This is a genomic window from Syntrophales bacterium, assembly GCA_030018935.1.
Classification (GTDB): domain Bacteria; phylum Desulfobacterota; class Syntrophia; order Syntrophales; family CG2-30-49-12; genus CG2-30-49-12.
In genome coordinates, this window is the sequence record JASEGZ010000009.1 from 1 (window position 1) to 25,013 (window position 25,013).

At 49.1% G+C, this 25,013-nt stretch carries 26 protein-coding genes; 15 read left to right on the top strand and 11 right to left on the bottom strand.

Annotation, left to right across the window (positions count from 1 at the left end):
• Together QMD03_03135 and QMD03_03140 are read left to right on the top strand one after the other, a co-directional pair.
• Nucleotides 1–656, top strand: a 656-nt coding sequence (locus QMD03_03135) for an integron integrase (GenBank protein MDI6776225.1), incomplete at its 5' end; no start/stop codon positions are given.
• 64 nt (nucleotides 657–720) lie between these two features.
• Complete coding sequence (locus QMD03_03140; GenBank protein ID MDI6776226.1) at nucleotides 721–858, top strand: hypothetical protein; 138 nt, start codon at nucleotides 721–723, stop codon at nucleotides 856–858.
• A 38-nt stretch (nucleotides 859–896) separates the two neighbouring features.
• Here the strand turns inward: QMD03_03140 and QMD03_03145 are convergent, their stop codons facing one another.
• Genes QMD03_03145 through QMD03_03155 form a run of 3 tightly spaced genes read right to left on the bottom strand, consistent with a single transcriptional unit; the run spans nucleotide 897 to nucleotide 2,402 of the window.
• Nucleotides 897–1,760, bottom strand: a complete 864-nt coding sequence (locus QMD03_03145; protein MDI6776227.1) for an enoyl-CoA hydratase/isomerase family protein — start codon at nucleotides 1,758–1,760, stop codon at nucleotides 897–899.
• A gap of 41 nt (nucleotides 1,761–1,801) precedes the next feature.
• Entirely contained in the window at nucleotides 1,802–2,137 is a 336-nt protein-coding gene (locus tag QMD03_03150) for a hypothetical protein (protein ID MDI6776228.1), read from the bottom strand.
• Nucleotides 2,091–2,402, bottom strand: coding sequence for a hypothetical protein (locus QMD03_03155; GenBank protein MDI6776229.1), 312 nt, complete (start codon nucleotides 2,400–2,402; stop codon nucleotides 2,091–2,093). The genes QMD03_03150 and QMD03_03155 overlap by 47 nt, the downstream gene beginning before the upstream one ends.
• Nucleotides 2,403–2,544: 142 nt before the next feature.
• Between QMD03_03155 and QMD03_03160 the strand changes: the two genes are divergently transcribed.
• The 4 genes from QMD03_03160 (at nucleotide 2,545) to QMD03_03175 (ending at nucleotide 6,837) form a co-directional block, all read left to right on the top strand.
• Nucleotides 2,545–3,009, top strand: a complete 465-nt coding sequence (locus tag QMD03_03160; GenBank protein MDI6776230.1) for a MaoC/PaaZ C-terminal domain-containing protein — start codon at nucleotides 2,545–2,547, stop codon at nucleotides 3,007–3,009.
• A 15-nt stretch (nucleotides 3,010–3,024) separates the two neighbouring features.
• A complete protein-coding gene (gene fabG / locus QMD03_03165; protein ID MDI6776231.1) occupies nucleotides 3,025–3,768 on the top strand; it encodes a 3-oxoacyl-ACP reductase FabG in 744 nt (247 codons plus the stop codon).
• Nucleotides 3,769–3,822: 54 nt separating this feature from the next.
• Complete coding sequence (locus tag QMD03_03170) at nucleotides 3,823–5,601, top strand: CoA-transferase (GenBank protein ID MDI6776232.1); 1,779 nt, start codon at nucleotides 3,823–3,825, stop codon at nucleotides 5,599–5,601.
• A gap of 78 nt (nucleotides 5,602–5,679) precedes the next feature.
• Nucleotides 5,680–6,837 carry a CaiB/BaiF CoA-transferase family protein gene (locus QMD03_03175; protein MDI6776233.1) on the top strand — a complete coding sequence of 386 codons (1,158 nt, stop codon included), beginning with the start codon at nucleotides 5,680–5,682 and terminating at the stop codon, nucleotides 6,835–6,837.
• Between the two features lie 27 nt (nucleotides 6,838–6,864).
• Here the strand turns inward: QMD03_03175 and QMD03_03180 are convergent, their stop codons facing one another.
• Nucleotides 6,865–7,617 (bottom strand): MBL fold metallo-hydrolase, encoded by a 753-nt coding sequence (locus QMD03_03180; protein ID MDI6776234.1) that lies wholly within the window; start codon nucleotides 7,615–7,617, stop codon nucleotides 6,865–6,867.
• A gap of 272 nt (nucleotides 7,618–7,889) precedes the next feature.
• On the opposite strand from QMD03_03180, the gene QMD03_03185 reads away from it, so the two are divergent.
• Nucleotides 7,890–8,279, top strand: coding sequence for a hypothetical protein (locus QMD03_03185; protein ID MDI6776235.1), 390 nt, complete (start codon nucleotides 7,890–7,892; stop codon nucleotides 8,277–8,279).
• Between the two features lie 119 nt (nucleotides 8,280–8,398).
• Here QMD03_03185 and leuB read toward each other — a convergent pair whose 3' ends face one another.
• The 7 genes from leuB to QMD03_03220 all read right to left on the bottom strand — a co-directional run bounded on the left by leuB (nucleotide 8,399) and on the right by QMD03_03220 (nucleotide 19,513).
• Entirely contained in the window at nucleotides 8,399–9,508 is a 1,110-nt protein-coding gene (leuB, locus tag QMD03_03190; protein MDI6776236.1) for a 3-isopropylmalate dehydrogenase, read from the bottom strand.
• Between the two features lie 117 nt (nucleotides 9,509–9,625).
• Nucleotides 9,626–10,126, bottom strand: coding sequence for a 3-isopropylmalate dehydratase small subunit (locus tag QMD03_03195; protein MDI6776237.1), 501 nt, complete (start codon nucleotides 10,124–10,126; stop codon nucleotides 9,626–9,628).
• A gap of 101 nt (nucleotides 10,127–10,227) precedes the next feature.
• Nucleotides 10,228–11,499, bottom strand: a complete 1,272-nt coding sequence (gene leuC, locus QMD03_03200; GenBank protein MDI6776238.1) for a 3-isopropylmalate dehydratase large subunit — start codon at nucleotides 11,497–11,499, stop codon at nucleotides 10,228–10,230.
• Between the two features lie 54 nt (nucleotides 11,500–11,553).
• Nucleotides 11,554–13,119: a 2-isopropylmalate synthase gene (locus QMD03_03205; protein ID MDI6776239.1), complete on the bottom strand. Its 1,566-nt coding sequence runs from the start codon at nucleotides 13,117–13,119 to the stop codon at nucleotides 11,554–11,556.
• Nucleotides 13,120–13,448: 329 nt separating this feature from the next.
• Entirely contained in the window at nucleotides 13,449–14,573 is a 1,125-nt protein-coding gene (locus tag QMD03_03210) for a putative sulfate/molybdate transporter (GenBank protein ID MDI6776240.1), read from the bottom strand.
• 7 nt (nucleotides 14,574–14,580) lie between these two features.
• The gene (locus QMD03_03215; protein MDI6776241.1) at nucleotides 14,581–18,900 is read right to left on the bottom strand and encodes an acyl-CoA dehydratase activase; all 4,320 of its coding nucleotides are present in this window, start codon (nucleotides 18,898–18,900) and stop codon (nucleotides 14,581–14,583) included.
• A gap of 52 nt (nucleotides 18,901–18,952) precedes the next feature.
• Nucleotides 18,953–19,513: an NAD(P)H-dependent oxidoreductase gene (locus QMD03_03220; protein ID MDI6776242.1), complete on the bottom strand. Its 561-nt coding sequence runs from the start codon at nucleotides 19,511–19,513 to the stop codon at nucleotides 18,953–18,955.
• Between the two features lie 316 nt (nucleotides 19,514–19,829).
• Between QMD03_03220 and QMD03_03225 the strand changes: the two genes are divergently transcribed.
• From QMD03_03225 to QMD03_03260, 8 genes are all read left to right on the top strand, one after another.
• Nucleotides 19,830–19,979, top strand: a complete 150-nt coding sequence (locus tag QMD03_03225; GenBank protein ID MDI6776243.1) for a hypothetical protein — start codon at nucleotides 19,830–19,832, stop codon at nucleotides 19,977–19,979.
• Between the two features lie 87 nt (nucleotides 19,980–20,066).
• Nucleotides 20,067–20,504: a hypothetical protein gene (locus tag QMD03_03230; GenBank protein MDI6776244.1), complete on the top strand. Its 438-nt coding sequence runs from the start codon at nucleotides 20,067–20,069 to the stop codon at nucleotides 20,502–20,504.
• 17 nt (nucleotides 20,505–20,521) lie between these two features.
• Complete coding sequence (locus QMD03_03235; protein ID MDI6776245.1) at nucleotides 20,522–20,881, top strand: enoyl-CoA hydratase/isomerase family protein; 360 nt, start codon at nucleotides 20,522–20,524, stop codon at nucleotides 20,879–20,881.
• A complete protein-coding gene (locus QMD03_03240; GenBank protein ID MDI6776246.1) occupies nucleotides 20,868–21,317 on the top strand; it encodes an enoyl-CoA hydratase-related protein in 450 nt (149 codons plus the stop codon). Before QMD03_03235 ends, QMD03_03240 begins: the two co-directional genes overlap by 14 nt.
• A gap of 86 nt (nucleotides 21,318–21,403) precedes the next feature.
• Nucleotides 21,404–22,345 (top strand): nitronate monooxygenase, encoded by a 942-nt coding sequence (locus QMD03_03245; GenBank protein ID MDI6776247.1) that lies wholly within the window; start codon nucleotides 21,404–21,406, stop codon nucleotides 22,343–22,345.
• A gap of 25 nt (nucleotides 22,346–22,370) precedes the next feature.
• The gene (locus QMD03_03250) at nucleotides 22,371–23,162 is read left to right on the top strand and encodes an enoyl-CoA hydratase (protein MDI6776248.1); all 792 of its coding nucleotides are present in this window, start codon (nucleotides 22,371–22,373) and stop codon (nucleotides 23,160–23,162) included.
• Nucleotides 23,163–23,724: 562 nt separating this feature from the next.
• Nucleotides 23,725–24,663 (top strand): class 1 fructose-bisphosphatase, encoded by a 939-nt coding sequence (locus tag QMD03_03255; protein MDI6776249.1) that lies wholly within the window; start codon nucleotides 23,725–23,727, stop codon nucleotides 24,661–24,663.
• 17 nt (nucleotides 24,664–24,680) lie between these two features.
• Nucleotides 24,681–24,902, top strand: coding sequence for a hypothetical protein (locus QMD03_03260; protein ID MDI6776250.1), 222 nt, complete (start codon nucleotides 24,681–24,683; stop codon nucleotides 24,900–24,902).
• Nucleotides 24,903–25,013 lie beyond the last annotated feature (111 nt).

Below are 25,013 nucleotides of genomic sequence, written 5' to 3' on the forward strand. Positions count from 1 at the left end.
TTCCTGTTGTCTTGACTCGCGATGAGACGAAGCGGATCATTGGTGCGATGACCGGAATTCATCAGCTTGTTGTTAAACTGTTGTACGGTTCCGGGTTGCGCATCATCGAATGCCTGAGGCTGAGGGTGCATGATATTGACTTTGATATGAAGGCACTGACAGTCCGCAGCGGCAAAGGGGACAAAGACAGAGTCACGACATTTCCGCCCAGTCTCCAAGCGCCGTTGGAGACGCATTTGGGGCATGTCAGAATCGTACACGAAGGAGATCTTGCCAGCGGATACGGTGAAGTCTACCTACCCCACGCTCTTGCCAGGAAATACCCCCATGCCGCAAGGCAGTGGCAATGGCAGTACGTCTTCCCCGCTCAAAGCCTGTCAACCGACCCGCGCACAGGCATCGTTCGCCGGCACCATCTGGATCCCAGTCCCATCAACAAGGCAATTGCAAATGCCGTGCGGACCGCCGGTGTCCAGAAGCAGGTCAGTGCGCACACCTTTCGCCATTCGTTTGCAACGGATTTGCTCCGGCGAGGCACAGATATCCGTACGATTCAGAGTTTGCTGGGCCACAAAGATGTGCAGACGACAATGATCTACACGCACGTTCTACAGCAAGGCGGTGAAGGCGTAATCAGCCCGCTCGAAGATCTGTGATTCATCTTCATCTGCTGTCAACGGCTATCACATACCGTATAATCTTGACTATCCGGTGGTGTGCATGGATGAATCTTGCAAGCAAGTGATCGGCGAAATCCGTGAGCCGATACCTTGTGCACCTGGACAGCCGGTACGCATTGACGATGAATACGTGAGAAACGGGGTGGCGGAAATATTCATGGAAATAGACGTTACATAGTACTATGTCATTCGTTAAATTTTCCCTGTCCTGTCCCTCTATTCTTCAAATTGCCCATGAAGCCCGTGGAAACCACTCTTTGCCCCTTTGTTCTTCCTTTCCTTGAAGAAGTTATACTCCCCGGGCTGCCAGTGCACGTTTGTACCCAGGGTGTGGAGTAAACCGGTGGTATCCCATCCGGCAAGGATTCCCACCTGAGCATACGTTACCTGGCGTGATGCCTTGCCTATCGCAATGACATCCCGTCCCAGAGTGGCCAAATCAGCGGCCAAATTATCCGCCGCCTCATCCAGCTTATCATTCGGCACTACTCTGTTTACCAGCCCGATCTGCAATGCTTCCTCGGCGCTCACCGTTCTGCCTGTAAGCCAGATGTCAAGCGCCCTCTTCAGACCATAGGTCATAATCGCCAGAGGGGAGACCTGCCCGCCGAAGGCAAGCCTCTGCTCCCGATGACTGAATATGGCATCCTCGGCAGCAATCGCCATATCGCAGCACTCGGTAATAAAAAACCCTTCCCCGAAGGCTATCCCATGTACCACGGCAATCGTTATCTTGGGAAAGAGAAATAATCTGCGAAAAGTCTTGTCAAACCAGGTATTGTCAACTTTAAGCCTTGCCTGCTGTCCGGCAGTCTTTCCCGGCTCCAGTCCATACACAAACCCTACCCTGGTCAGGTCGTGTCCGGCGCAGAAGCCTCTCCCGGCCGCCTTTATCAACACCACCTTTATCTCGTCATCCTCCTCCGCCATCCCCAGTGCGTCCCTGTAGAAGTTATCACATATCCCCCCGTCTCCTGGAAAATCCATCACATTCAACTTCTCCGGGTAATTCAAAATAATCGTTGCAATGCTGCCGTCCTTCTCGTAGATAACTTTACCCACTTCTTTTCTTTCAGTCATTTTAACCTCCTCTGTTTATTTAAGGATAATCCGTAACAGGTTCAAGACCAGGGTGGCTTTTCTTTGAGTTTTAAAAGTGGTTCCCGGAAAATCTCTGCGGGCATTTCTTTCAGTTCACGGGAAATCAACGGTTTAAAGCTCATCCTGTTTAAGACATGTCCCTGAAGATTTACTCCCGGAGCAATTTCCGTAAGTACAAGCCCTTCCTTTGCCCATTCAAAAACGGCTCTTTCCGTAATAATTTTTACCGGTTGACCGACTTCTAACGCATATTCCCCACTTACACTAATTTGTTCGACCTGATCAATAAACTTCAGGACCTCCCCATCTTTAATGATCTTTACTTTCCCATCTTCGATCTTTAAGAAACCCACCAATCCTGGTTATCCTTCCCCCTAACTTGCTTGCATTTACATTTCCCTGGCGATCAATCTGGGCGAATCCAACGCAGGAGATATCATGTCCCCCACCATCGAGGAAATCCATCATAGATGGTTGACCGATGATACCCGCCGCATTAATTGCGGTGTTAAAGTTAAGCCCAAAGCCTGGCACACCACCGATCATCCCGGCTTCAATAACGAAAGTTATGTCCTCATATACCCCCTCCCCGTTGTCACGAATCGGCAACTGTCTTGCCATGGCTGTGATTTTTAAAGTGGACATCCCTGTTTTTTTATGTTAAGGATCAGGCGAACATTGGAGTTTTTGGGATCCAGATATTATAATACCACATACAGACATGTGGACACATGTAAAAAAATAAAAGGGAGGAGTTTTTGATATGGCAGAGGAATCAGTATCGAGGTACTGGGAAGACCTGGAGATTGGGGAGGAGTACACAACTCCCTCCCGCACTGTTACAGAGGCGGACATTGTAAATTTTGCCGGTCTTTCCGGAGATTACAATGAGCTTCACACCAGTGAAGAGTTTGGTAAGAATACCGCCTTTGGAACCAGGATCGCCCATGGGCTTTTAGGATTGGCCATCGCTTCCGGTCTCTTTACACGCACGGAATTTTGCCTGCAAACGTCAAAAAACCTTGTCGCCTTTCTCGGCCTGGAATGGAAATTCAAGGGGCCTATCAAGATCGGCGATACCCTTACCGTGAAGGTCCGGGTCGTGGATAAGAAGGAGACGAAAAATCCTGAGAGAGGGGTCTATGTCCTGAAGAGAGAGGTGTATAACCAGCGGGGGGAGATGGTTCAGGAGGGTGAAACCCAGTTAATGATAAAAAGAAGGACATAAAGGAGGATAGGTGTGATGAGAGTCAAGGACAGAGTGGCGGTTGTAACCGGCTCCGGAAGGGGCATAGGTGAAACAACAGTACGCAGGCTTTCCGAAGAGGGGGCCAGGGTTATAGTTACTGACGTAAATGAGGAAGGCGCTATCAAGGTAGCTAACGACATAAAGGCTAAGGGAGGGGCGGCCATCGCTGTAAAGACAGATGTGACCAGAATCGGTGAGGTAGAGGTCTTGATGGAAAGGGCAGTTAGAGAATTTGGAAGACTGGACATCCTGGTCAACAATGCTGGATTCAACAGAGATGTGCTGGTAAAAGATATGACGGAGGCGGACTGGGATGATGTTATTGATACCGACCTTAAAGGGGCGTTCCTCTGCGCCAAGTTTGCCTCGAAATATATGGTGGAACAAAAATATGGGAAAATCGTAAATATATCTTCCCGGGCATGGCATGGAAACCCGGGTCAGGCTAACTATTCATCTGCGAAGGCGGGGATCATAGGTCTGACCAAGTCCCTTGCCTGGGAATTGGGTCGGTATGACATAAATGTCAATGCTATCGCCCCGGGTCTGATTGCTACCGAGTTGACGAAATCTCATCCGAAGTTTGAGACGATAAAGGAGAGGATGTTAGCGAATCAGCCGATAAAGAGGATTGGTGAAACTATAGACGTGGCAAACACGATCCTCTTCCTCGTCTCAGATGAATCGAGTTTTATCTCGGGAGAAGTGATTCATGTAAGCGGGGGGAGATTCGGTTAATGGTAACCATACGGAAGAGGGGCCGGTGACAGTAAGAAAGGGTAGTGGAGAGTAATGAAGGAGAGAGTCAGAAGGGTATTAGAAAATAATTTCAAGATAAGGGAATACGAAGGGACAGACAAGGTATGTGAGCTGGGTGAGGCCATAAGGAAGAACGTAAAGCCCGGGATGACCATACATTTCTGCCAGACCGGTATCAGGTGGTGCACGGCGGCCATATACGAGCTGGCAAGGCAATTCTGGGGGAAAACCCCCGCTTTTACGCTGGTCGGTATATCGTTAAACCATCCCATTGCAGTCCTGGTGCATGGGGGGTTGGCAAAGAAGCTCATTACCAGTTACTGTGGAGATCCCTATCATACACCGGGACCGAATGCCGTCTTTCAAAGGGCATATAGGGAAAAAACAACGGAAATAGAGATCTGGTCTATCTTATCCGTGCCCTTGAGGTTGAAGGCCGCCGCCATGGGGGTGGCCTTCATGCCGACGAGATCGCTGATCGGAAGCAGCATGGCGGAAGAGAACAGAGAGGATTTCATTATCATGGATGATCCCTTTTCCAGCGGGGAAAAGGTCGGGCTGCTAAAGGCCCTCTATCCCGATATCTCCATAACCCACGGCTGGGCTGCGGATAGATACGGGAATACACTGCTTCTCCCGCCGTACGCGGATAACATGTATGGGTGTATGGCAAGCAAAAACGGAACTATTGTGACGGTGGAAAAGATAGTATCCACAGATTATATAAGGCAATACTCCCACCTCATGAAACTCCCGGGGGATTATGTAACGGCAGTGTGTGAGGTCCCCTTCGGTGCGCATCCCAGTGGACTGTCCAACAGAGGTATCAGTGATTTCCCCGTTTATTGCGAGGATTATGACTTTGTGGCTGCGGTATGCAAGGCGGCGAAGGACCCGGAAGAGTTTGACAGATGGATAAATAAATGGGTCCTGGGGTGTAGGGACCATAGTGAATATATCGAGAAGCTGGGTTACGAGAGAATCCTTAGCCTGAAAGGCAGGGTCCATCCCGATTCATGGCGGTATGATGTGGAGGCGCTTACAAAGGAGTATGACTCTCCCGAGTATACCCCCTTGGAGATGGCCGTTGTCGTTGCCGGGCGGAAGACAAGAGAGAGGATTAGAGAAAATGATTACAGAACGGTCCTTGCCGGGGCGGGGATCGCCAATCTTGCCGCCTGGCTTGCCTATTTTGCCCTGAAGGAGGAAGGATTTGACATAGAACTCATGGCGGAGATAGGGATATACGGTTACACCCCCACACCCTTTGATCCGGCCGTCTTTAACCACCGGAATTTCCCCTCCTGCAAGGCGATGACAGACATCCATGATGTGATGGGAATATTTCTGAGCGGTTCGAGAAACAGGTGCATCGGGACCCTCGCGGTGGGTGAGATAGACAGGTACGGCAATATCAATATCACAAAGATCCCCGAGAAACTCTTATACATCGTCGGATCAGGGGGGGCAAATGATATCGCCAGTTCCGCCAGGGAGGTGATCGCCATCGCCGTCCAGATGGAGGGAAGGTTTGTAGATAAGGTGAGTTACATTACCTCCCCGGGGAAAGTTGTAAAGACACTGGTATCTACGCTGGGTCTCTTCGAAAAGATAGGGGACGATCAGGAATTTACCCTTACCGGTTATTTCCGAAACCCCCAGTTTAACACCCCGGAAGACCACGTCCGTCAGATCAGGGAGAACTGTGGCTGGGATTTAAAGGTTTCTTCCCATCCGGAGGAGATACCCCCACCAAGCTTGGAAGAATTGATTTTACTGAGGATGTTTGACCCGAGGAAATACTACCTATAAGACATACGTCATACGTCATACGTCGTAGGACATAAGACATACGACATAAGACATACGACATAAAAGAAGGAGAATGGTATGTTGTTAAAAGGAATGAAAGTCTTGGATCTATCGTCATTGCTTCCCGGTCCGTTCTGCTCTCTCATGCTTGCATCCTTAGGGGCGGAGGTGATTAAGGTGGAACCGGTGGGGGGGGGCGATCCCATGCGGCAGATGATATCGGGGCTTTTTGCCTTTTTAAATCGCAACAAGAAGAGCATCACCCTGAATCTGAAAAGCGAAAAAGGAAAAGAGATATTTTTCAAGCTAACAAAGGATTGCAACGTGATGCTGGAAGGCTTCCGACCGGGTGTGGTCAAGAGATTGGGTATAGATTATGAGAATGTCAAAAAGGTAAATCCTGCGATCATCTATTGTTCTATTTCCGGTTACGGACAATCCGGTCCCTATGCGGATATCCCCGGGCATGATCTCAACTACCAGGGCGTGTCCGGTCTTTTAAGCATAAGCGGCAACATTGATTCTCCTCCTGAAGCTGTCAGCGGGATTCAGGCGGCGGATATATGCGGGACCATGTTTGCCCTTTCCTCGATCCTTGCCGCCTACTGTTACTATTTAAAAGAGAAAAAGGGGCGCTACATTGATGTTTCCATGACAGATGGGCTATTTGCCTGGATGGGGCCCCGTATCTGTGAATGGCTTGCCCAGGGGAAACCGGATAAAAGGACGTTTATGCAGCGAGGCTCCTATGGGATATTCAGGACAAAGGATGGGAAATATATCTCTCTCGGTGCCGTGGAGACACATTTCTGGGAAAATTTCTGTCGTCTCATCGGACGGGCCGACCTGCTGATAGAAAAGTACAACACTTGGGAGGGACGTAATAAACATAGCGAGGAGATCAAGCCCATCATGGAAAAGGTGGTCAGCGAAAAGGACAGGGATGAATGGCTCAAGCTCTGCACGGAGAACAATATCCCTGTAGCGCCGGTTAACGCCCTCTCGGAGGTGGATGCTGATCCGCATCTGATATTTCGCGGATTGATTGAAAAAAACCGGGAGGGAGGATATTTTGTTCATCCCTTTCCCGTAAAATTTTCCGAGAAAAAGGATGCTGAGCTCTCCCCTGCCCCTGAGGTAGGAGAACACAATAAAATCCTGCTGAGAGAGTTGGGCTATGGGGATGAGGAAATAGCATCCTTAGAAAAGGAAAAAGTAATACAGGGAGGAGTATAAACCCAGAGCCCAGAGCTTTAGAAACTGTCACTCCAGCGTCATCAGGGACTGCCATCTTTCCCATTCAGTTTCCCAGGAGAGACCCATTTTCCTGAGAAGGGTAATCATCTTTTCCTCATTAAAACGGAGATACGGATTAACCCTCCGCTCATCTTTCATGGTGGAGTACACATGGCCTGGATTATAGTTCCTCAGAAAAAGATCAATGTCCCTGTTATCCGGTTCGAGACGTCTGGCGAAGGACATCGCATCTTTAAGGTAATCGTGTCCTGCGTATATAATGGTGCTGCAGGGTAAACTCATGATCCTCTTGATGGAAAGATAAAATGCCTTGATGTCACCGGTAAAGCAGTTTCCGATCGTGCCGTTAAAAAAGGTATCTCCTGTGATCAGAATGTTATCTAAGTGAAAGCATATGGAGTCGTAGGAGTGCCCCGGGGTATGGTAAATATGAATCTTGTGGCCTTCGAGGTTAAGCTCTCCGTTGTCTGGCATGTCCCCGTACATTAAAAGCAGGGTCCCTGTTCTCTCGAGAAGATCTCTATTTCCCGCCATGTGATCGGGATGAGCATGGGTGTTTGCCACGAGTACCAGATTCAGCTTGTTGGTCTTAATGAAAGAGAGTATTTTTTCGGAAGCGCCGCCGTCAATGGCCAGGGCAGAGCTCTTTCCGTAAACCAGATAACCCAGGTTGTCTACAGCGTAGCGAAATTGTTTAACTTTCAACATGGTCGAAAAAAGATTTTGAGCCCTGATGAAGCCAATTTTCAAAGGTCTCATCTGCCTCTAAAGTTTCTTCATAGAGTATTTTCCGGGAAGAGGCAAGGGGTAAAAGACAAGGAGTGAGAGGGTAAGGAGAGGAAAAATTTCCAGTCATTTGAGGAACAATTCGCCAATTTTTCCGGGCCGATTTTTATTTTCTTGTCTGAGCGATAATTTTTCCCTTGACTTTCTCATAGTTAATAGATTAATCTTAATACTATTCACAGTGTGGCATACCAATTGCGTTACATAACATAACGGCAAATAAATTAAAGAGGAGGTAGTTCAAGATGAAGCGTTTTTTGGTGTTTTTTGTTGCAGTGTCTTTTCTCTTCTGTGCCTCGGCCTTTGCGGTTGAGAAGCCCGGTGCCGCTCCAGCTAAAGCAGCTCCGGCTGCTAAGGAGACCAAGATGAGTGCTACGGGGAAAGTCATGGAGATCTCCGATACGATGTTGAAGATCGAGCGTACTGTAAAGGGAAAAGCAGAGATCATGGAAATTGTTTTAGAAAAAGCATGTCCCTGTCTCAAGGTATGTCCCAAGATCCAGGTAGGGGACAAGGTAAAGGTCAGCTACGTGACGAAGGACGACAAGAATGTTGCCCTTAAAGTAATTAAGAAGCGTGCCAAGAAGGTAAAGAAGGAGGGTGCTGCAAAGGAAGAAAAACCGGCTGAGGAATGAGGAAGAGGTAGCCCCTGCTGCTAAGTAACCTTTGATTGACATTTATGAACCTTTTTTCGGGGTACGGAGATCACACATCTTTGTACCCCGTTTTTTTACCTCCTGCCATACCTTCTCCTTCACGCCGGTTTCAGCAATGCTTTGAGCTTTCTTACTACCTCGTCTCCCATTTCTCTGGTACCGATAGGGAGTGTACTGTCCCGGTAAATATCACCTGTCCGGAAACCATCTTTCAGTACCTCCCTGACGGCATCCTCGATCGCATCGGCTTCTTTTGACATCCCAAAGGAATACTGGAGCATCATGGCCACGGATAGGATGGTGGCTAGGGGATTGGCGATATTCTGGCCGGCAATATCCGGGGCGGATCCGTGGATTGGCTCATACATGGCCGTCTTCTGTCCCAGACTTGCGGAAGGGAGCATCCCGATAGAACCGGTCAACATGGAGGCCTCATCACTCAGGATATCGCCAAACATGTTGGTGGTGACGATCACGTCAAACTGGGAGGGATGCCAGATCAACTGCATGGCACAGTTGTCCACATACATGTGTTTCAGTTCCACATCGGGAAAGTCATGGCCGACCTCGGTTACCACATCTCTCCAGAGCTGGCTGCTCTCCAGGACGTTGGCCTTGTCCACAGAAACAAGACTCTTCCGGCGTTTCAGGGCAGTCTCAAAAGCAATCCTGGCAATCCTCCTGATCTCCTCCTCAGAATAAATAATCGTATTTATCCCGACTCTTATCCCGTTCTCCACTACGATTCCCCGTGGTTTGCCGAAGTAGGCGTCACCCGTCAGTTCCCGGACAATCATGATATCAATACCCTTGACGATGTTGCACTTCAGCGGTGAGGCATCTAACAACTCCTCAAAAGCTACAACAGGTCTCAAATTGGCAAAAAGTTCCAGCCTTTTCCTCAACCCGAGGAGCGCCCTTTCCGGCCTTAAATGGTAAGGAAGAGAATCCCACTTCGGCCCTCCCACGGCGCCAAGGAGAACAGCATCACTCCCCAAGGCCATGTTCAGGCTTTTCTCGGGGAGGGGGTCTCCGTGGTGATCGCAGGCAGCACCACCTACCAGCCCTTCTTCGATCTCAAAGATTACATCGGAGACGGCGGAAATTACCTGTAAAACCTTCAGGGCCTCTCTGATAATCTCTGGACCGATTCCATCACCCGGGAATACGGCAATCTTACACCTCTTCTCTTTCACTTGAAAATGCACCTCAAATCCCCCCTCCCCCCCTTTACTAAAGGGGGGAAATTCCCCTCTTTGGAAAAGAGGGGTTAGGGGAGATTTTCATCATTCTTTGTGACGGGTACCCGTCATGTGGGTTTCATTTCAATACTGTCCGCTCTTTCTCGCTAGATGCTTCATCAGGCCGCCGTCTCTGACGAGTTCCTGCATAAACGGTGGAATGGGATTAGTATAGAGTGGTTCCATATCAGAGTTCGTAATGACAATACGTCCCGCATCCCCGTCCACCTCAATCTGCTGACCTTCCGAAACTAAATCCCATAGATCCCTGCACTCGAAGATCGGTAGGCCCATATTGAATGCATTTCTGTAAAATATCCGGGCAAAGCTTTTGGCGATGACACAAGAAATTCCCGCCGCCTTGATGGCGATGGGTGCATGCTCCCTCGAAGATCCGCAGCCAAAATTCTTCCCCGCCACAATAATATCACCGCTTTTGACCTTCTTCGCAAATCCGGGATCGGCGTCCTCCATACAGTGGGCGGCAAGTATCTCAGGATCCGATGTATTTAAATAGCGGGCCGGAATGATTGCATCGGTGTCTATATCGTTGCCAAACTTCCAGACTCTTCCCCTGAACTTCATGACATCAAGTTTCCCCCGAGATTTCTGAAAAAGTTGTCGGTTGCCAGTTGTCAGCGATCAGTTGTTTCCCGACTTACGACTTACGACTTATGACTTACGACTTACGACTTATGACTTATTTCCTCGGGGCTGGCGATTCTTCCCAGGATTGCCGAAGCGGCAGCAACAGCCGGATTGGCCAGGTATACTTCGCTTCCTGGATGTCCCATGCGCCCGACAAAGTTTCTGTTCGTGGTGGCAACGGCCCTTTCGCCAGCGGCGAGTATTCCCATGTGTCCGCCCAGGCAGGGCCCACAGGTCGGGGTACTGATGACAGCATGGGCATCGAGGAATATCTCGAGGAGACCTTCTCCCAGAGCCATCCTGTACGTCTCGCGGGTGGCAGGTATAATGATCAACCGGACGTAGGGAGCCACCTTTCTATTTTTCAAGATGCCGGCGGCCACCCTCAGGTCTTCGATCCTGCCGTTGGTACACGAACCGATGACCACCTGGTCTATCTTAACATCCCCTGCCTCACTGATGCCTCTTACGTTTGAGGGGAGATGGGGGAAGGCAACCTGCGGCTCGATTCTGCTCACATCAATTTCCATGACTTCAGAATAGACTGCGTCAGGATCGGAAGAATAGGAGGTATAAGACCGTTTTGCCCTGCTCTGCACATACTCTTTCGTTACCTCGTCGGGGATAAAGATGCCGTTTTTTGCCCCCGCCTCGATGACCATGTTGGCAATGGTGAATCTATCTGCCATACTGAGATGGCAGATGGTCTCGCCGGTAAACTCCATGGCCCGGTACAGGGCCCCATCCACCCCGGTCAGACCGATGACATAGAGGATCAAGTCCTTGCCGGAGACCCATTTCCCGGGGCTGCCGTAAAAGATAATCTTTATCGTTTCGGGAACCTTGAACCAGGCTTCACCGGTCAGCATGGCCGCGGCCAGATCGGTACTGCCGACACCGGTGGCAAAGGCCCCCAGAGCACCGTAAGTGCAGGTATGGCTGTCTGCCCCAATGACCAGGTCCCCGGGAAGGACAATACCCTGCTCGGGAAGGAGGGCATGCTCGATGCCGACCTCACCAACCTCGTAGTAGTGGGTGATTTCCTGTTCTTTCGCAAAGTCTCTCAGGATCTTGCACTGCTGGGCTGAAGCGATATCTTTATTGGGTGTAAAATGGTCTGGTATCAGGACCACCCTGTTCCGGTCAAAAACCTTCCTCCCGCCGGCTTTTTTAAATTCTCCGATGGCGATGGGCGCCGTCACATCGTTTCCCAGAACAATGTCTGCCCTCGCATTGATCAGCATTCCGGGACATATCTCTCTGATGTCCGTATGCTGAAAGAGAATCTTTTCCGTGATCGTCATTCCCATCTGCTTTTTTCCGTGATCAGTTTTACATGGATTTACAACAAAATCCCATTTTATTCAACGAGACCTTTGAAAAGGTCTCTCAACTTGAACCTCTCTGGTATCTCTCCTGAGGCCTTCAAGCCGATTCAACGCATTGATATATGCCTTCGCCGAGGCAACGATGACATCGGGATGGGCGCCACGTCCCACCACAGATCGCCCATCGAATTTTAGTTGAACCGTTGCCTCTCCCTGGGCATCAGTTCCTCCCGTGACAGCATTGACTGCATATCTTAAGAGGGGGTAGTTGGTCTTTGTGATTTTTCTGATCGCGGCAAAGGTTGCATCCACGGGACCGACACCGAAACCGGCATCCTGAACGATCACTCCGTCAACCTCCATCTGCATGGTTGCCGTGGGGATGGCTACATTGCCGCTTACCACGTTGAGGTAGATCAGTTTGTATTTATCCTCTGTCTTCATTACCTCTTCATAGAGAATAACTTCCAGATCCTCATCGAATATCTCTTTTTTGATGTCGGCAAGTTCCTTAAACCGGATAAAAACCCTGTCCAGTTCTTCCCTGGTCAGGGTGTGACCCATCTTTTTGAGGTGTTCGGTAATGGCGTGACGGCCCGAATGCTTCCCGAGGACGAGATGAGTGTCCGCTATGCCCACTGATTGAGGTGTCATAATCTCGTAGGTAATTTTCTTCTTTATCAGACCATCCTGATGGATACCTGACTCGTGGGCAAACGCGTTGGCGCCCACAATTGCCTTGTTCGGCTGAACGGGGATGCCGGTAATCTGGGTTAAAAGCCGGGATGTTTGATAGATGTACTCCGTCTTGATCCCCGTGTAAAATCCGAAGAGGTCTTTTCTCGTTTTGAGGGCCATCACTATCTCCTCCATAGCGGCATTTCCGGCCCTCTCCCCGATGCCGTTGATCGTGCATTCTACCTGTCTTGCCCCCTGTCTTACGGCGGCAAGAGAATTTGCCACTGCCAGACCGAGATCGTCATGACAGTGACATGAGATGATCGCCTGATGGATATTTTTGACCTTCTCAAAGAGGTAGGTGATCAATTCGCCGAACTCTTCAGGGATGGCATAACCCACGGTATCCGGTATGTTTACCGTTCTGGCGCCTGAAGAGATAGCCGCTTCGACCATATCACACAGGTAATCCTTGTCCGTCCTTGTGGCATCCATGGGTGAAAATTCAACGTTCTCAGTATAGGTACGGGCATGTGCCACAGCGGCACATGCCTCCTTTAGGATCTGATTCCGTGTTTTTCTGAGTTGATACTTCAGATGGATGTCCGAGGAGGACAAAAAGACATGTATCCAGGGGGTATTTGCCTCTTCAACGGCTTCCCAGGCCCGGTCAATATCGGCCAGATTGGCCGTGGCAAGAGCGGCAATCTGTGAACCCCTAATCTCCCGGGCAATTTGTCTGACCGAGGCAAAGTCTCCCTCTGAAGCAACGGGAAATCCAGCCTCAATAATATCCACCCCTAATTTTTCGAGCTGCCGGGCGAACCTGAGCTTCTCGTCCAGGTTCATGCTCGCCCCCGGTGATTGTTCGCCATCCCTGAGTGTCGTATCGAATATAAATATCCTCTCCCGTGTTGAATCCATAAGTCTGCTCCTTTCATCTCAAATAATGTTAATCGTCTACTTTTCTGCCAAAAATAAAAAGGCCATGGGTTTTTGCCCATGGCCTTCAGGTTACACTCTTGATTGTTGGTTATGGATCACCTAAAAACGACGGGCGGTGGGTATGATACAAGCGGCAAAGGGGGAGGGCGAGGCCCAGGATGGCCACTGTGCTCATCATTATTGCCAGATCTATTCCCACACCAGAGTACATTTTCAGGAAACCTCTAAAACAATATGTTTTTATCTAAAACAAAATAATGCAGATGTCAATACTTTTTGGGGGGGGGGTAACCTCCAACTCCTAACTCCTAAATCTTTATCCAGCCCCTCTTTAACGCATTGTCGAGGATCACCCCCACAAGGAAAGCCACCCCCATATTCCACATGGCGAATCCCGCTACAATGAGCATCACATAAAAGTCAGTCTTGTTATCACCAATATCCCTTACCACCAGCGCCAGTTCGGCACCTGCAAAAAAGAGGATCACCCCCAGGATCGCACCGGGGAAGATCTTAAAGATAATAGACACAGAATCGCTGAAAAATAGGGCGATAATAATAACAATGGTTCCGAGTATGACCAGTGCACCACCTGTCCTTGCTCCGAAGCGGACATGCCCTGCCATACCGCCGGCGCCATGACACATGGGAACACCTCCTAAGAGAGGCGAGATGATATTCATTATCCCGGTGGAGATGGCCATCTTCTTTTCGGTTACCGGTCTGTCGTGAAAAAGTTCGTTGTTCTCGGCAGTTATTGCGATGACTGCGTTGCCCAGGGTCAGTGGTATCTGTGGCAGGGTAAAGATCAATGTGCCTTTTACAATGTCATTCCAGGTAAATTTACCAAGGGCAAATGTAGGCAATTTAAATCCCCAATTGATCTTTGCCAGCTCAGAAATCAGGCCGGGATTTATGATAATTGCTGAGATGACGCCTATAATCAGAAGGATAAACATGGCCGGTATCTTGGGGTTGGTCAAAAGGAGATAGGTAACGACGAGGGCGATCCCGGCCAGTAAAAAGTTTGTCCTCATCTGCTTAATCCCCTCCACGATGAACGAAAGCCCCAGTCCGAGCATAATCCCGCGCACAACAGGTTTGCTGGCAAGGCCACTTACCTTTTTTACCATTCCTGTGGCGCCTAAGACGAGCCAGAAGAGTCCTGTGGTAAGACCAGCGCCAAAAAGCATCGAAGGGCTCACGCCCCCGGCAATAGCCGCCGCACCTATGGCTTTCATGGGCTGGATGGGAATCGGTGTCTTGTAATAAAAACCGGCGACAATTTTGGAGATGCCGAACATAAATAGAAGTCCCAGGGGATCAATGCCTACGATGGTAATATAGGCGACAACAAAGGGTATTAAAGTCCCGATATCACCAAACGCACCGGCCCATTCCAGACGGGTATAGAGATTTTTCTGTAAAACCATCTTCCCCTTATCCTCTCATTTCTCTATGTACCCTTGCCGCCTGCAACAGGAAAACCTCTAATTTCGCTGTGATGATCTGGGGAAAGGGGTTCCCATCGCTCTCAATGGCGAGAAACGGGAGTTCCCGAACATTTTTTAGAAGATTTCCTGCGTCTCTGCGATGCTTACCCGATGCCGGTGAGCTCCAATCTGCACTCATCTCTCTCGTCAGGATGGCTTCCGATAGACGATTGGGCATGCACCCAAAAGGACCAATGGCTATCACCCCGCAGTAAGGATTGAGTATCTCGGTTACGGCGGAACCAATCGTCAGGATGGCTTCACCCACTAACTCTGGATTAATCAAATGTCGCACATTACTGATCAGGTGGTCCACCACCTCCATCCTGTAGGGAAGCAGGTTTGACCTGGCCATGATTTTCTTGAATGCCCTTTCATAGCTTTTCATCCACCTTGATCTCAGAAAGAGTGACAGCCTTTCCCTGAGGTTGGGCGTGTTACCACCCAGATTTCTCAGATAGCACCAGTCTGTGTAATAAACCCATTCCATAAGGCTGGAAACCTTTGTGGCCAGACCTTGTTCGGCCAGCTTTTCCACGAGAAACTGTCTCGAAATGTCGTCATGGCGGACAAATATTTCGCCGGCGACTAAAACAGTGGGGGTGTCCCGCGGATGTCTCTTTACCGGTATCGCCTGCAGATTATCTGCCACGGTGAGAAGAGCCTTTTTCAGGTCTTTAAAATCTGGCGATCTCTCCAATGCCTCGATGATCCTCCTGCATTCATTCTCGTAAGCGGCAAGAGCCGCCTCCCTGTCCCTCGCATTTACGAGGAGTAAGGAATAAATATCCTGCATAATATCGGAGATCACGATGGCAGACCAGAGCTTCAGGGTGAAATCATTGCCGCCAAAACCTGTATAACTGTTTTCCGCATTAAGGGAAAAGAGGGCAACATCCTCTATCCCTGCCCGGGAAATCAGGTCCCTGATAAAATAGTAGTATTGCCCGAACCGGCAGGGTCCTGACGCTCCGGGCATAAAATAGACGAGGAGTTCGTCATCCGTTTCCCTGCTCTGGAGATATTTCAGGAGACTGCCCACAGTCAACAGCAGGGGGAGGCATTCTTTGCAGCTCGTGTTTCCCCTGCCTAATTTAAGCGCTTCCTCATTAGCGGCCGGGAAGGCGGTGGCGCGGATACCCATGGATCTGAATACAGCGGAGGTCGTTTTAGTGGTAAGCCTACCCATGGAGGGAAAAACAAGGTGAACATGGGGGTGAGCGAAGGGATACTCCCTGCCTTTTACATCTATGAAGACCTGCTTTCCGGGATCGAAATATGCCCTCGCCGGCGCGGCAGGAACGGGGGTATAAAGGCTTTTCCTTGATAACTCTCTGTAATTTTTAATGATGTCCATGAAGGCCTCGATCCTTGTCTCTAGGCCGGCATCGGCCACGTGAGAATCCAGTTCAAGGATCAGAAAGGGTTTCCTTCCCATAATCGTGCGGAAGTATCCCACGAGGAAGGAATCTGGACCGCAGGAAAAATTCGTCATGTAGCACCCGAAGAGTTGCGGATGTCTTTCCACGAACCGAGCTCCTTTGAGAATCACCTGTCCTGCCGACCAGTACATCCCGTCCTCAACCGCTTCCTCACTGAAGGGGAGAAAATCGAAGGGGATCGCCGCCACTCCCCGGGAGGCAAATTTTTGGGGAATCCCCATATTTGCCTCTGATACGAAGGCGTTGTAGGATCTGCCAAAGATGACAGCAGCATACCGCTCCGGTTCCCTTTCCAGCTCTCTTAAGAACTCAAGCCCCACCTCCTTCATCTCCTCTGTGACCCTTCTTCGAACCTTCAATGCCTCGGCGAAGGCGTGGTGTGCCTTTTTCCTTCCACATCCCAGCTTTCCCGCCATCACGGTAAAGACATCCCCTGCCGCCTCATACCCCCTGGAAAAGTCAATGACCGGCTTGAGCACTCTCTTTTTGGAGAGCATTTCTCTGAATGTCTCCTGATCCTTGAAGGCACTGGTGAGGTAATAGGGTTCACCCTGGAGAAGTGGACAGGTTGTGCTGTGCCTGTAGCCCCTTTCCGCATACATCCCTTTTAATTGGGGGAGAAACAGGTAATCCGGTTTCCTTTTCAGGAGATGGGAGAGAAAACCATGGGCGATTTCAGCGGGATAACAGAAAGGTGCCCGGGCACGGTCAACCCCCTCCTGCTCGGATGCCTCCGGGAGCAGTACACGAAAGCCGAGGCGGGAGAAAAAATGGTGGTACAACGGATAGTAGGTGTTCACCAGGAAAGATTTATTAATCCCTATCGTTTTGGAATGACCCCCTGGCTCTTCCGATGGGGGAACATACTTGCGGAAGATGAGATTCTCACGGTTCCTTACGAGATCGAGTTTTTCCGCATCCACGTGGATATTGAAGCGCAGGTTGTACCATCTATTACAGGCACCCCCGAAAGGATAGGTCTTTCCCTCTATTCTGATCCTGGCGATCTCACATTTCCGATCGCATTTCTTCTTTCCTCCCGGACAGATGAAAGGTTTTTCGTATTCTATGGTCCTGTCCTTTAGCGTTTTGAGGGAAAATTCTCTCTCCTCCACGAGATTGAGTTGCATCCTGCGTTTTATCTCGAGGGCGACACCAAAGGCGCCCATCAGTCCCGCCTCCGGGGGCACGACGATTCTCTTCCCCGTGAGAGAAGCCATGGCTATCGGCACCGCCTGATTGTAACAGACGCCTCCCTGCATGAAGATATTATTCCCCACGGGCCTGTTTCCCTTTACACGGTTGTTGTAGTTCATGCAGATCGAGTATACCAGGCCCGCGACAATATCCTCTCTTGTCATGCCCTCATGGGAGGCATTCTTTATATCGCTGCTGATAAAGGCGGCGCATTGATCATTGAAGTTGGGGGGCTTTCGTCCGCAAATGGCGATGTCTCCGATTGCCTCCATCTCAATTCCCATTGTTTCTTTGGCCGCTTCCTCGAGGAAAGACCCCGTCCCTGCGCTGCAGGCATCGTTCATGGCGTAGTCCGAAGGCACCCCATTCCTTATATAGGTATATTTTGCATCCTGCCCGCCAATCTCGAAGATAGTGTCCACTTCCCGGTTAAAAAACAGCGCCCCCGTGGCATGGGCAATAATCTCATTGACGATTCCCTCGGTCATGGCGTGCAATCCCGCTATCTGCCTGCCGGAACCGGTTACCCCAAGACCAACAATACATATTTTATCTTTCAGGTCGCCGAGCTGGGCATGGAGACTGGCGTAACATTCTCTCGATGCCTGTACAGGATTACCCTTCGTCCTCAAATACACGGAAGTTAGGATCCTGTCGTCTTCAATCCTCAGCAGGACAGCCTTCGTGGTGGTTGATCCCACATCGAGTCCCAAAATACAGCGGTCACCCTCCCTTACGACCCCCCTTTCCATGGTCTTGAAATCCACCATGTCTTGAAAATCCTGCAGAGGAGGAAGATAGGAAAAAGACCCCCCTTCCTTTCGGAAAAGTCTTTCCCGTGGAGGGATGGGTACTGTTTCATGATTCAGGGCCCATATGGCGGCGCCGAGTGCCTCGAAATAAGGCGCCTCTTTCGGCACGGTTAAATTTCTGATTTCCCTTTTCAGACAGTCAATCAGAACGGGGTTCTGGGCGGTACCACCGACAATCATAATATTGTTGCGGGGGACATGCTTCATCACCTCCAGTATCTTGCCGGCCATCATCTCACATAATCCGGCGGCAATCCGTCCCTTCGGCACCCCCTTATTTGTTGCATGCGTACAATCACTCTTGCAGAAAACGCTGCAGCGCCCGGAAACCTTGTAGGGTTTCTCCTCGCGGGCAAAATGAATCGCCTCCGCAAGGGAGATGCCTATCCTCCGGATCTGCTGCATAAAAAACTCTCCTGTCCCTGAAGCACATTTGTTGCCCGTCTGAACAGAGCAGATTCTTCCATCCTTCCCCAGGACGTAAACGAGAAATGTTTCCCCTCCGGCGCTTACAACGGCATCGAGGTAGTTTCCATCGCTGTTTAGATGTGAAAGGGCAGATTCCACCGCTTCCGCCTCTGGGATAGAGGAAAGATTAAGCGCATGCCTGAACTTTCTACCCGTGACGGCCACCCGGGAAAAGCTGTCCCCGGGTAAATTTCTGAACACTTCAAGGATGGCCTCTCGTGGGTTCCCGTCATGAGACCCTATTTGTGTAAATATTGTTTGGATATGACCATCTCTTTCCCTTTCGATTACAACGGCGGACAGGGTTGTGGCGCCTATGCATATCCCGAGACTTTTCACTTCCTTCACCCTATTTCATTGTCCTTTGTGTCTCTTTGAGACATGAATATTTTGTTTTATGTTAGCCCTTCAATTTTTTGACCAGCAGTGCCACCCTCTTTCCTAATTTTGCCGCATTGTCGGCCGCATGGTTATCCGGCGCTCCGACACAGGAAACACCGTAATGACCGGTTGCATCTAAGGGGTCCCCTACGATAATCATACCATAGATCAGAAAGGCGTGGATGATCGTCATCATGGTCGTCTCTTTTCCGCCGGAAGGATCGCCGGACGTTGCAAAGGCGGCGCCTATCTTATCTTCCATGTTCTTGCGGATGCCAACATATTTATCGAAAACCGCCTTCATTTCTGCCGCCATTCCTCCAAAATAAACGGGCGAACCAGCGATAATGCCGTCAGAAGTTATAAAATCCTCTTTCGTCACTTCAGATATCGGCTTTAGAAGACAGGCTACATTTTCAACTCCCTTGACACCCCTGGCGATTTCTTCGGCCAATTTCCTGGTATGTCCCGATTTGGAGTAATACATCACTAAAACCTGCATGATTTGTATACCTCCCTGGATAAATTTTTTCTCTAAATCTTTGCCCTGAAGATACCCTTCTCTACGCTCTTTCTTCAATGAACCTCATAATCGAAAATCATACACAACTTCCGTGTACCTGGCAATCTAATTTTAGGTTGGTGATGCTTCGGATACTTTCGCTGCATTTAATCAATCACGGACTTGTACCCTTTATTATCCTTATACAGACAGCCCTTTATTATTATCCTTTGACAAATAGTCTTCCTTTCTGTAATATCTTTTGGCAAAAGAAGTAAGTTCCTGCTAAGCGTAATGGGTTTGTAAGTATAATAAAGGTAAGCGTATCATCCTGTTTCAACTGAAGACTGGAGGGTGATAGCTGAATGCTTACAGCGAGGACATGGGTAAACTTTTGGTTATCAACAAAGCTACTGGTGAACAAAGAGAGCTTCCCTTAAAGGAGTTTCCCATGACCACGAGTGGCAAGGTGAAAGAGGTAGATTTGAGGAAAAGAGGAAGGAAAATATTTGACCAACCGGAAGAGAAGGGGTCTATTTCTTGAGACCATCTTTACACGAATATAAGCTCCAAAAAACCTTTAATTTGCAATGAAAAGCGACTGTTAAATTAGGAAGTTGTCATGGACTCGTTGAAAGAAGTTGAGGTGAATACTGCGAGGGATGCACTGGCACTCCTGAGCCGTATGGTTTATAAAAAGTATGGTGATGAGGTTTTGCCTCTTATAGGGGAGGTGTGCTGTAAGTTGGGAAGGGCTATTGGAAACCAAATGAGAAAAAATTTGGGTTCCTTTGACCTCAAGAGTGTTGGCAATGCATTTTGGGAAAGTGCCAGACGGCGTAAAAGTCCGGTAACACTACTCGAACTCACAGAAAAGAGGATTAGGGTAAAAAGTGAACGGTGCGCATTGGGCTTGGCTGGCGCCGGTCGTCCCATATGTGAGGCTATGATGAATATGGATATAGGGATCTTTGAAGCGGCTACAGGGGAAGAAATTGATCTCTCTATCTTGAAGACAGTAGCAGCTGGCGACGAATGTTGTGACGTAATATTTACTTTAAAGGGTTAGTGCCGAGGAGGTGATTTATGTCGTTAGTTATCTATGAGAAGAAGGGTAAGATCGCCCATATTACCCTGAATCGTCCTGAGAAGTTGAACGCCCTGAATCCTGAGCTTGTCAGTGAGTTAGCGAAGACCTGGGTGGATTTCAGGGACGATGATGACGTGTGGGTGGGTGTACTCACAGGCGCGGGGAGGGCATTTTGCGCCGGGGTTGATATCGCATCGGACGTAGAGATGTTGGAGGCGATGAAGGGCAATCCTCCGTCAAGGGTGATCTCTTGGGAGAAAGAGGCGCCTGTTTGGCGTGCATCTCCTGCACGCTATGATGTCTCGAAACCCATTATTGCGGCCATCAACGGATATTGTCTTGGTGGAGGTTTGTGACTGGCGTTGGATAAGCGATATAAGGATTGCTGTTGAGAGCGCTCAATTTGGGGTACCGGAGCCGAGGTTGGGCATGCCGGCGACCTTTACCGCGCTTCTCCAGCGCTATATCCCCCGAGGGGTTGCCTATGAAATGCTCCTTACCACTGATAGAATCAGCGTTCAGAGGGCCTACGAGGTGGGGCTGGTGAACCGAATAGTTTCCACTGATAAGCTTCTCCCTACGGCAACGGAGATGGCGGAGAGGATGTGTCAAAATAGTCCTCTCGCAATAAGGGTAGTAAAAGAGCTGCTTCGGAGAGGCGAGGATATGAGCCGCCCTGATGCCATGTCTCTAACAGACCATGCAATTCATAGCCTGATGCGCACTGAGGACATAATGGAGGGTTTTAAAGCCTTCGTGGAGAAGAGGTCACCTACCTGGAAAGAGAGATAGCGCTCATTTTTAAACCTAGGGCAGGTCCATGACTTCCCTATCTTATACTCTGTGAAGAGTGAATGTACCATTGAAAAGGAGTTTTTATGAAAAACAGGATCACCGAGATATTGGGTTCTAAATACCCGATTATCTTAGGGGCGATGCGGTTTATTACCCTTGCTGAAATGGCGGCTGCCATGTCCAACGCTGGGGGCTTTGGTTTAATTGCTGCTTCAGGAATGGAAGCAGAGCCTTTGAGAAAACAGATTAGGAAAGCCCGTGAATTGACGGACGAACCCATCGGCATAAATATCCCCGTATACAGACCCAATGCCTTTGATGCCCTGGAGATAGCTATTGAAGAGGGGATAAAGACAATTACTACCTCTGCCGGGGATGCGGCCAAACTCATAAAGAGGATTAAAGAGGCAGGGATTAAGGTATTGCACGTGGCCCCTACAGTAGACATGGCGAAGAAGGCAGAGGATGCGGGGGTAGACGCTGTTATTGCCGTAGGAACGGAAGCAGGCGGACACGTGGGACATGATGAGGTGAGCACATTGGCTCTCATACCACAGGCAGTAGATGCGGTGAAAATACCGGTCGTTGCAGCAGGGGGTATAGGTGATGCACGGGGTTGGGTAGCGGTGCACGCCTTAGGTGCAGAGGGGATTCAGATGGGGACCCGTTTTCTTGCTACAAAGGAGTGTCCAATCTCTGATGTGTACAAGCAGGCGATCCTGGCCGCCAAAGATAATAGCACTATGATCGCAGCAAAAAAGGGCTTCCCCCTCAGGACGCTGAAAAATAAAGGAGTTATGGCTATCCGTGAATTGGAGGAAAGAGGAGCAAGCCAAAAGGAAATCAATGCTTTTGTAGACAAACTCGGCAATGAGTATAGAGATGATCCGGATAATATGCTCATGGTAGCAGGACAGATAGCTGGATTGATAAGGGAGGTTATGAGCATTGATGAGCTTATTAGACAGATGGTTGAAGAAGCCAAGGGATTATCTTCAGAGCTGGCTAGAACCTTTTGTTCATAGGTTACTATAAAAACAGGGGGTAGAAATGGAATGGGAATTCGTGTTATTTGAAAAGGAGGGCGGTGTTGGTACGATCACTTTAAATCGCCCTGAGAAATACAATGCCTTAGGCGGCAATATGCGACAGGAGATACTGGAAGCCCTTGAACTTGCCTGTTCGGATAGTGATGTAAGGGTTATAATTTTTACAGGAGCGGGGAAGGCATTTTGCGCAGGCGGCGATGTGGATGAATTTGTTTCTGAGAGCACAAAGGCCATTTCGAAGACTGCTACCAATGAACGACCTGCTATGAGTAAGATCGTTCTGTTAATCAATTCTGTAGAAAAACCGGTTATTGCCTCTGTCAATGGGGTGGCTGCAGGTGGTGGGTGCAACCTTGCCCTTTCGTGTGATATCCGGATTGCAAGTGACCGTGCCAGATTTTCCGAGGTATTTGTTAAGCGGGGAGTCCATCCGGATTGGGGAGGTGTATGGTTTTTGCCGAGGCTGGTTGGCTACGCCAAAGCAGCGGAATTGATCTTCACCGGGGATATAATAGACGCTGAAGAAGCGTTGCGAATTGGTATGGTTAATAGGATAGTGCCCCATGATGAACTTCCTCAGGCAACAAAGGAACTGGCCCAGAAGATCGCAAAAAACGCCCCGATACCAATAGCCCTGGCAAAGAGAGGCCTTCAGAATTTTTATAAGATGGACCTGGCCCAGGCAGTGGATTATGAAGTGATGACTCTCAGTGTGTGCTGGAACAGTGAAGATAGGGTTGAGGGTATGAAGTCTTTTGTTGAGAAACGGGATCCAGTTTTTAGAGGGAGATAATGCCAGTGGGAATACTGGCAAAAAAGGCTCCGCGCATTAACCCGCTGCTGCTGGCGACCCCTTGCCAAAACCTTTCCCACATCCATCCGGTAGATCTCTGCAACTCTTTTTACTATCGTAATGGGAAAGGCGATTGAATATTACACGAAGGCATTTCCCAACCTAAAACACTATTTAATGAATCAATTACACTTGCAGAGGCTCTCCATGAAATGAAGGATTTTACCAGTCATGTAAGTGAGAGTGCCCATCCTGAACAACCAAGGTTGCCTAAGTCTTATGCTCAAAACATTATATCCTTGACAAACAGCCTTCCTTTCTGTAATATCTTTCGGCAAAAGAAGTAAGTTCCTGCTAAGCGTAATAGGCTTGTAAGTATAATATTTAAGGTAAGCGATCAGCTATCAGCGATCAGTAAGACAGGTCAAAACAAGAACTTACGTATTTTACAAGCATTCAGCCGTCAGCGATCAGTGCCCCCTGGCATCTTTTTGTTTTAGCTGAAAACTGGAGGCTGATAGCTGAATGCTTGCATAAAGATTGTTGTAGAGGGATAAAAATTATGGGCGAGGGTATATCGGATTATACAAAATTTACCGTTGACCTGCGGCGGCAAATGTGGCTGGCCGGTGTAGAGGTAGAACTCCGGAGGCTTATATGGCAAATAGCCGTTACAGGAAAATACATCTCTGCCAAGATCCACGAATCAAACCGGAAACTGGCCGGTTTTAGAAATATTTACGGGGAAGAGCAACTGTCCCTCGACAGAAGTGCCGACGAGATCCTCAGAAATCAACTTCAGTTTTCAGGATTTGTCCGGGAGTATAGCTCAGAGGAGGGTGATGCCGTTATAAAGATCGGCAAGGGTGACGAGAAATATTTCGTCACGGCGGATCCCCTTGATGGTTCTTCTCTCGTGGACAGTAATCTTTCCATCGGTACCATCATCGGCATTCATAAGGAGTCAATCTTTGCTGAAGGAAAAAAAACAATGGTAGCAGCTATGTATATCACGTATGGTCCCCTGATCACGATGGTATATACGGCTGGCAAAGGGACCCATGAGTTTGTTTTAAACAGGGAAGGGGAATATGTCCTCTCTGAGGAAAATATCACCTTGAAGGAACGGGGGTCAATTTACTCTCTGGGGGGATTGAGGAAGGACTGGACGGCGGAACACCTGAGCTATGTGGAATATCTGGAAGAGGCGGGATACAAACTCCGTTACAGCGGGGGGTTTGTACCGGACATTAATCAGATTCTGATCAAAAAGGGCGGCATCTTTACCTATCCTGCATTAAAAAAGAGCCCCCGGGGGAAATTACGCCTCCTGTTTGAGCTTCAACCCGTTGCATTCATCGTTGAACAGGCTGGCGGATTAGCCACCGATGGCAAAGAAGACATCCTGTCCATTAAGGTAGAAGAGTTAAATCAGCGTTGTCCCATCTATATAGGAAGCCGTTTTGAGGTGGGAAAGGCAAAGGAATTCCTGGCTAAATGAAAGGAGGGAATGAGATTATGAGATGTGTTGAGTGCGATTATGAGGCACCGGTTAGCAAGTTCCGTTATTTGTACAACGCTCGGGTGGACGATTCCATCAGCATGAGGCAATGTCCCAAGTGTATGGCGTGGCTTGCAGTTGATGAGTTAATGGGTGAGGCAAAACAGAAGGTAAATCCAGGAGACTCGCCATGGGGCAAGTCAGCTGGAATTGAAGATCTTGGAGCTGAGGTAAAGTGAGAAATTTTTCGCATGACCATATTTGAGGATTGTAAGAATTTTCCTCCCTTAAAGAAGACTCTTCAATTCAGAAGAATAACCGATCATACGGAATTGACAGCGTAGGGCAAT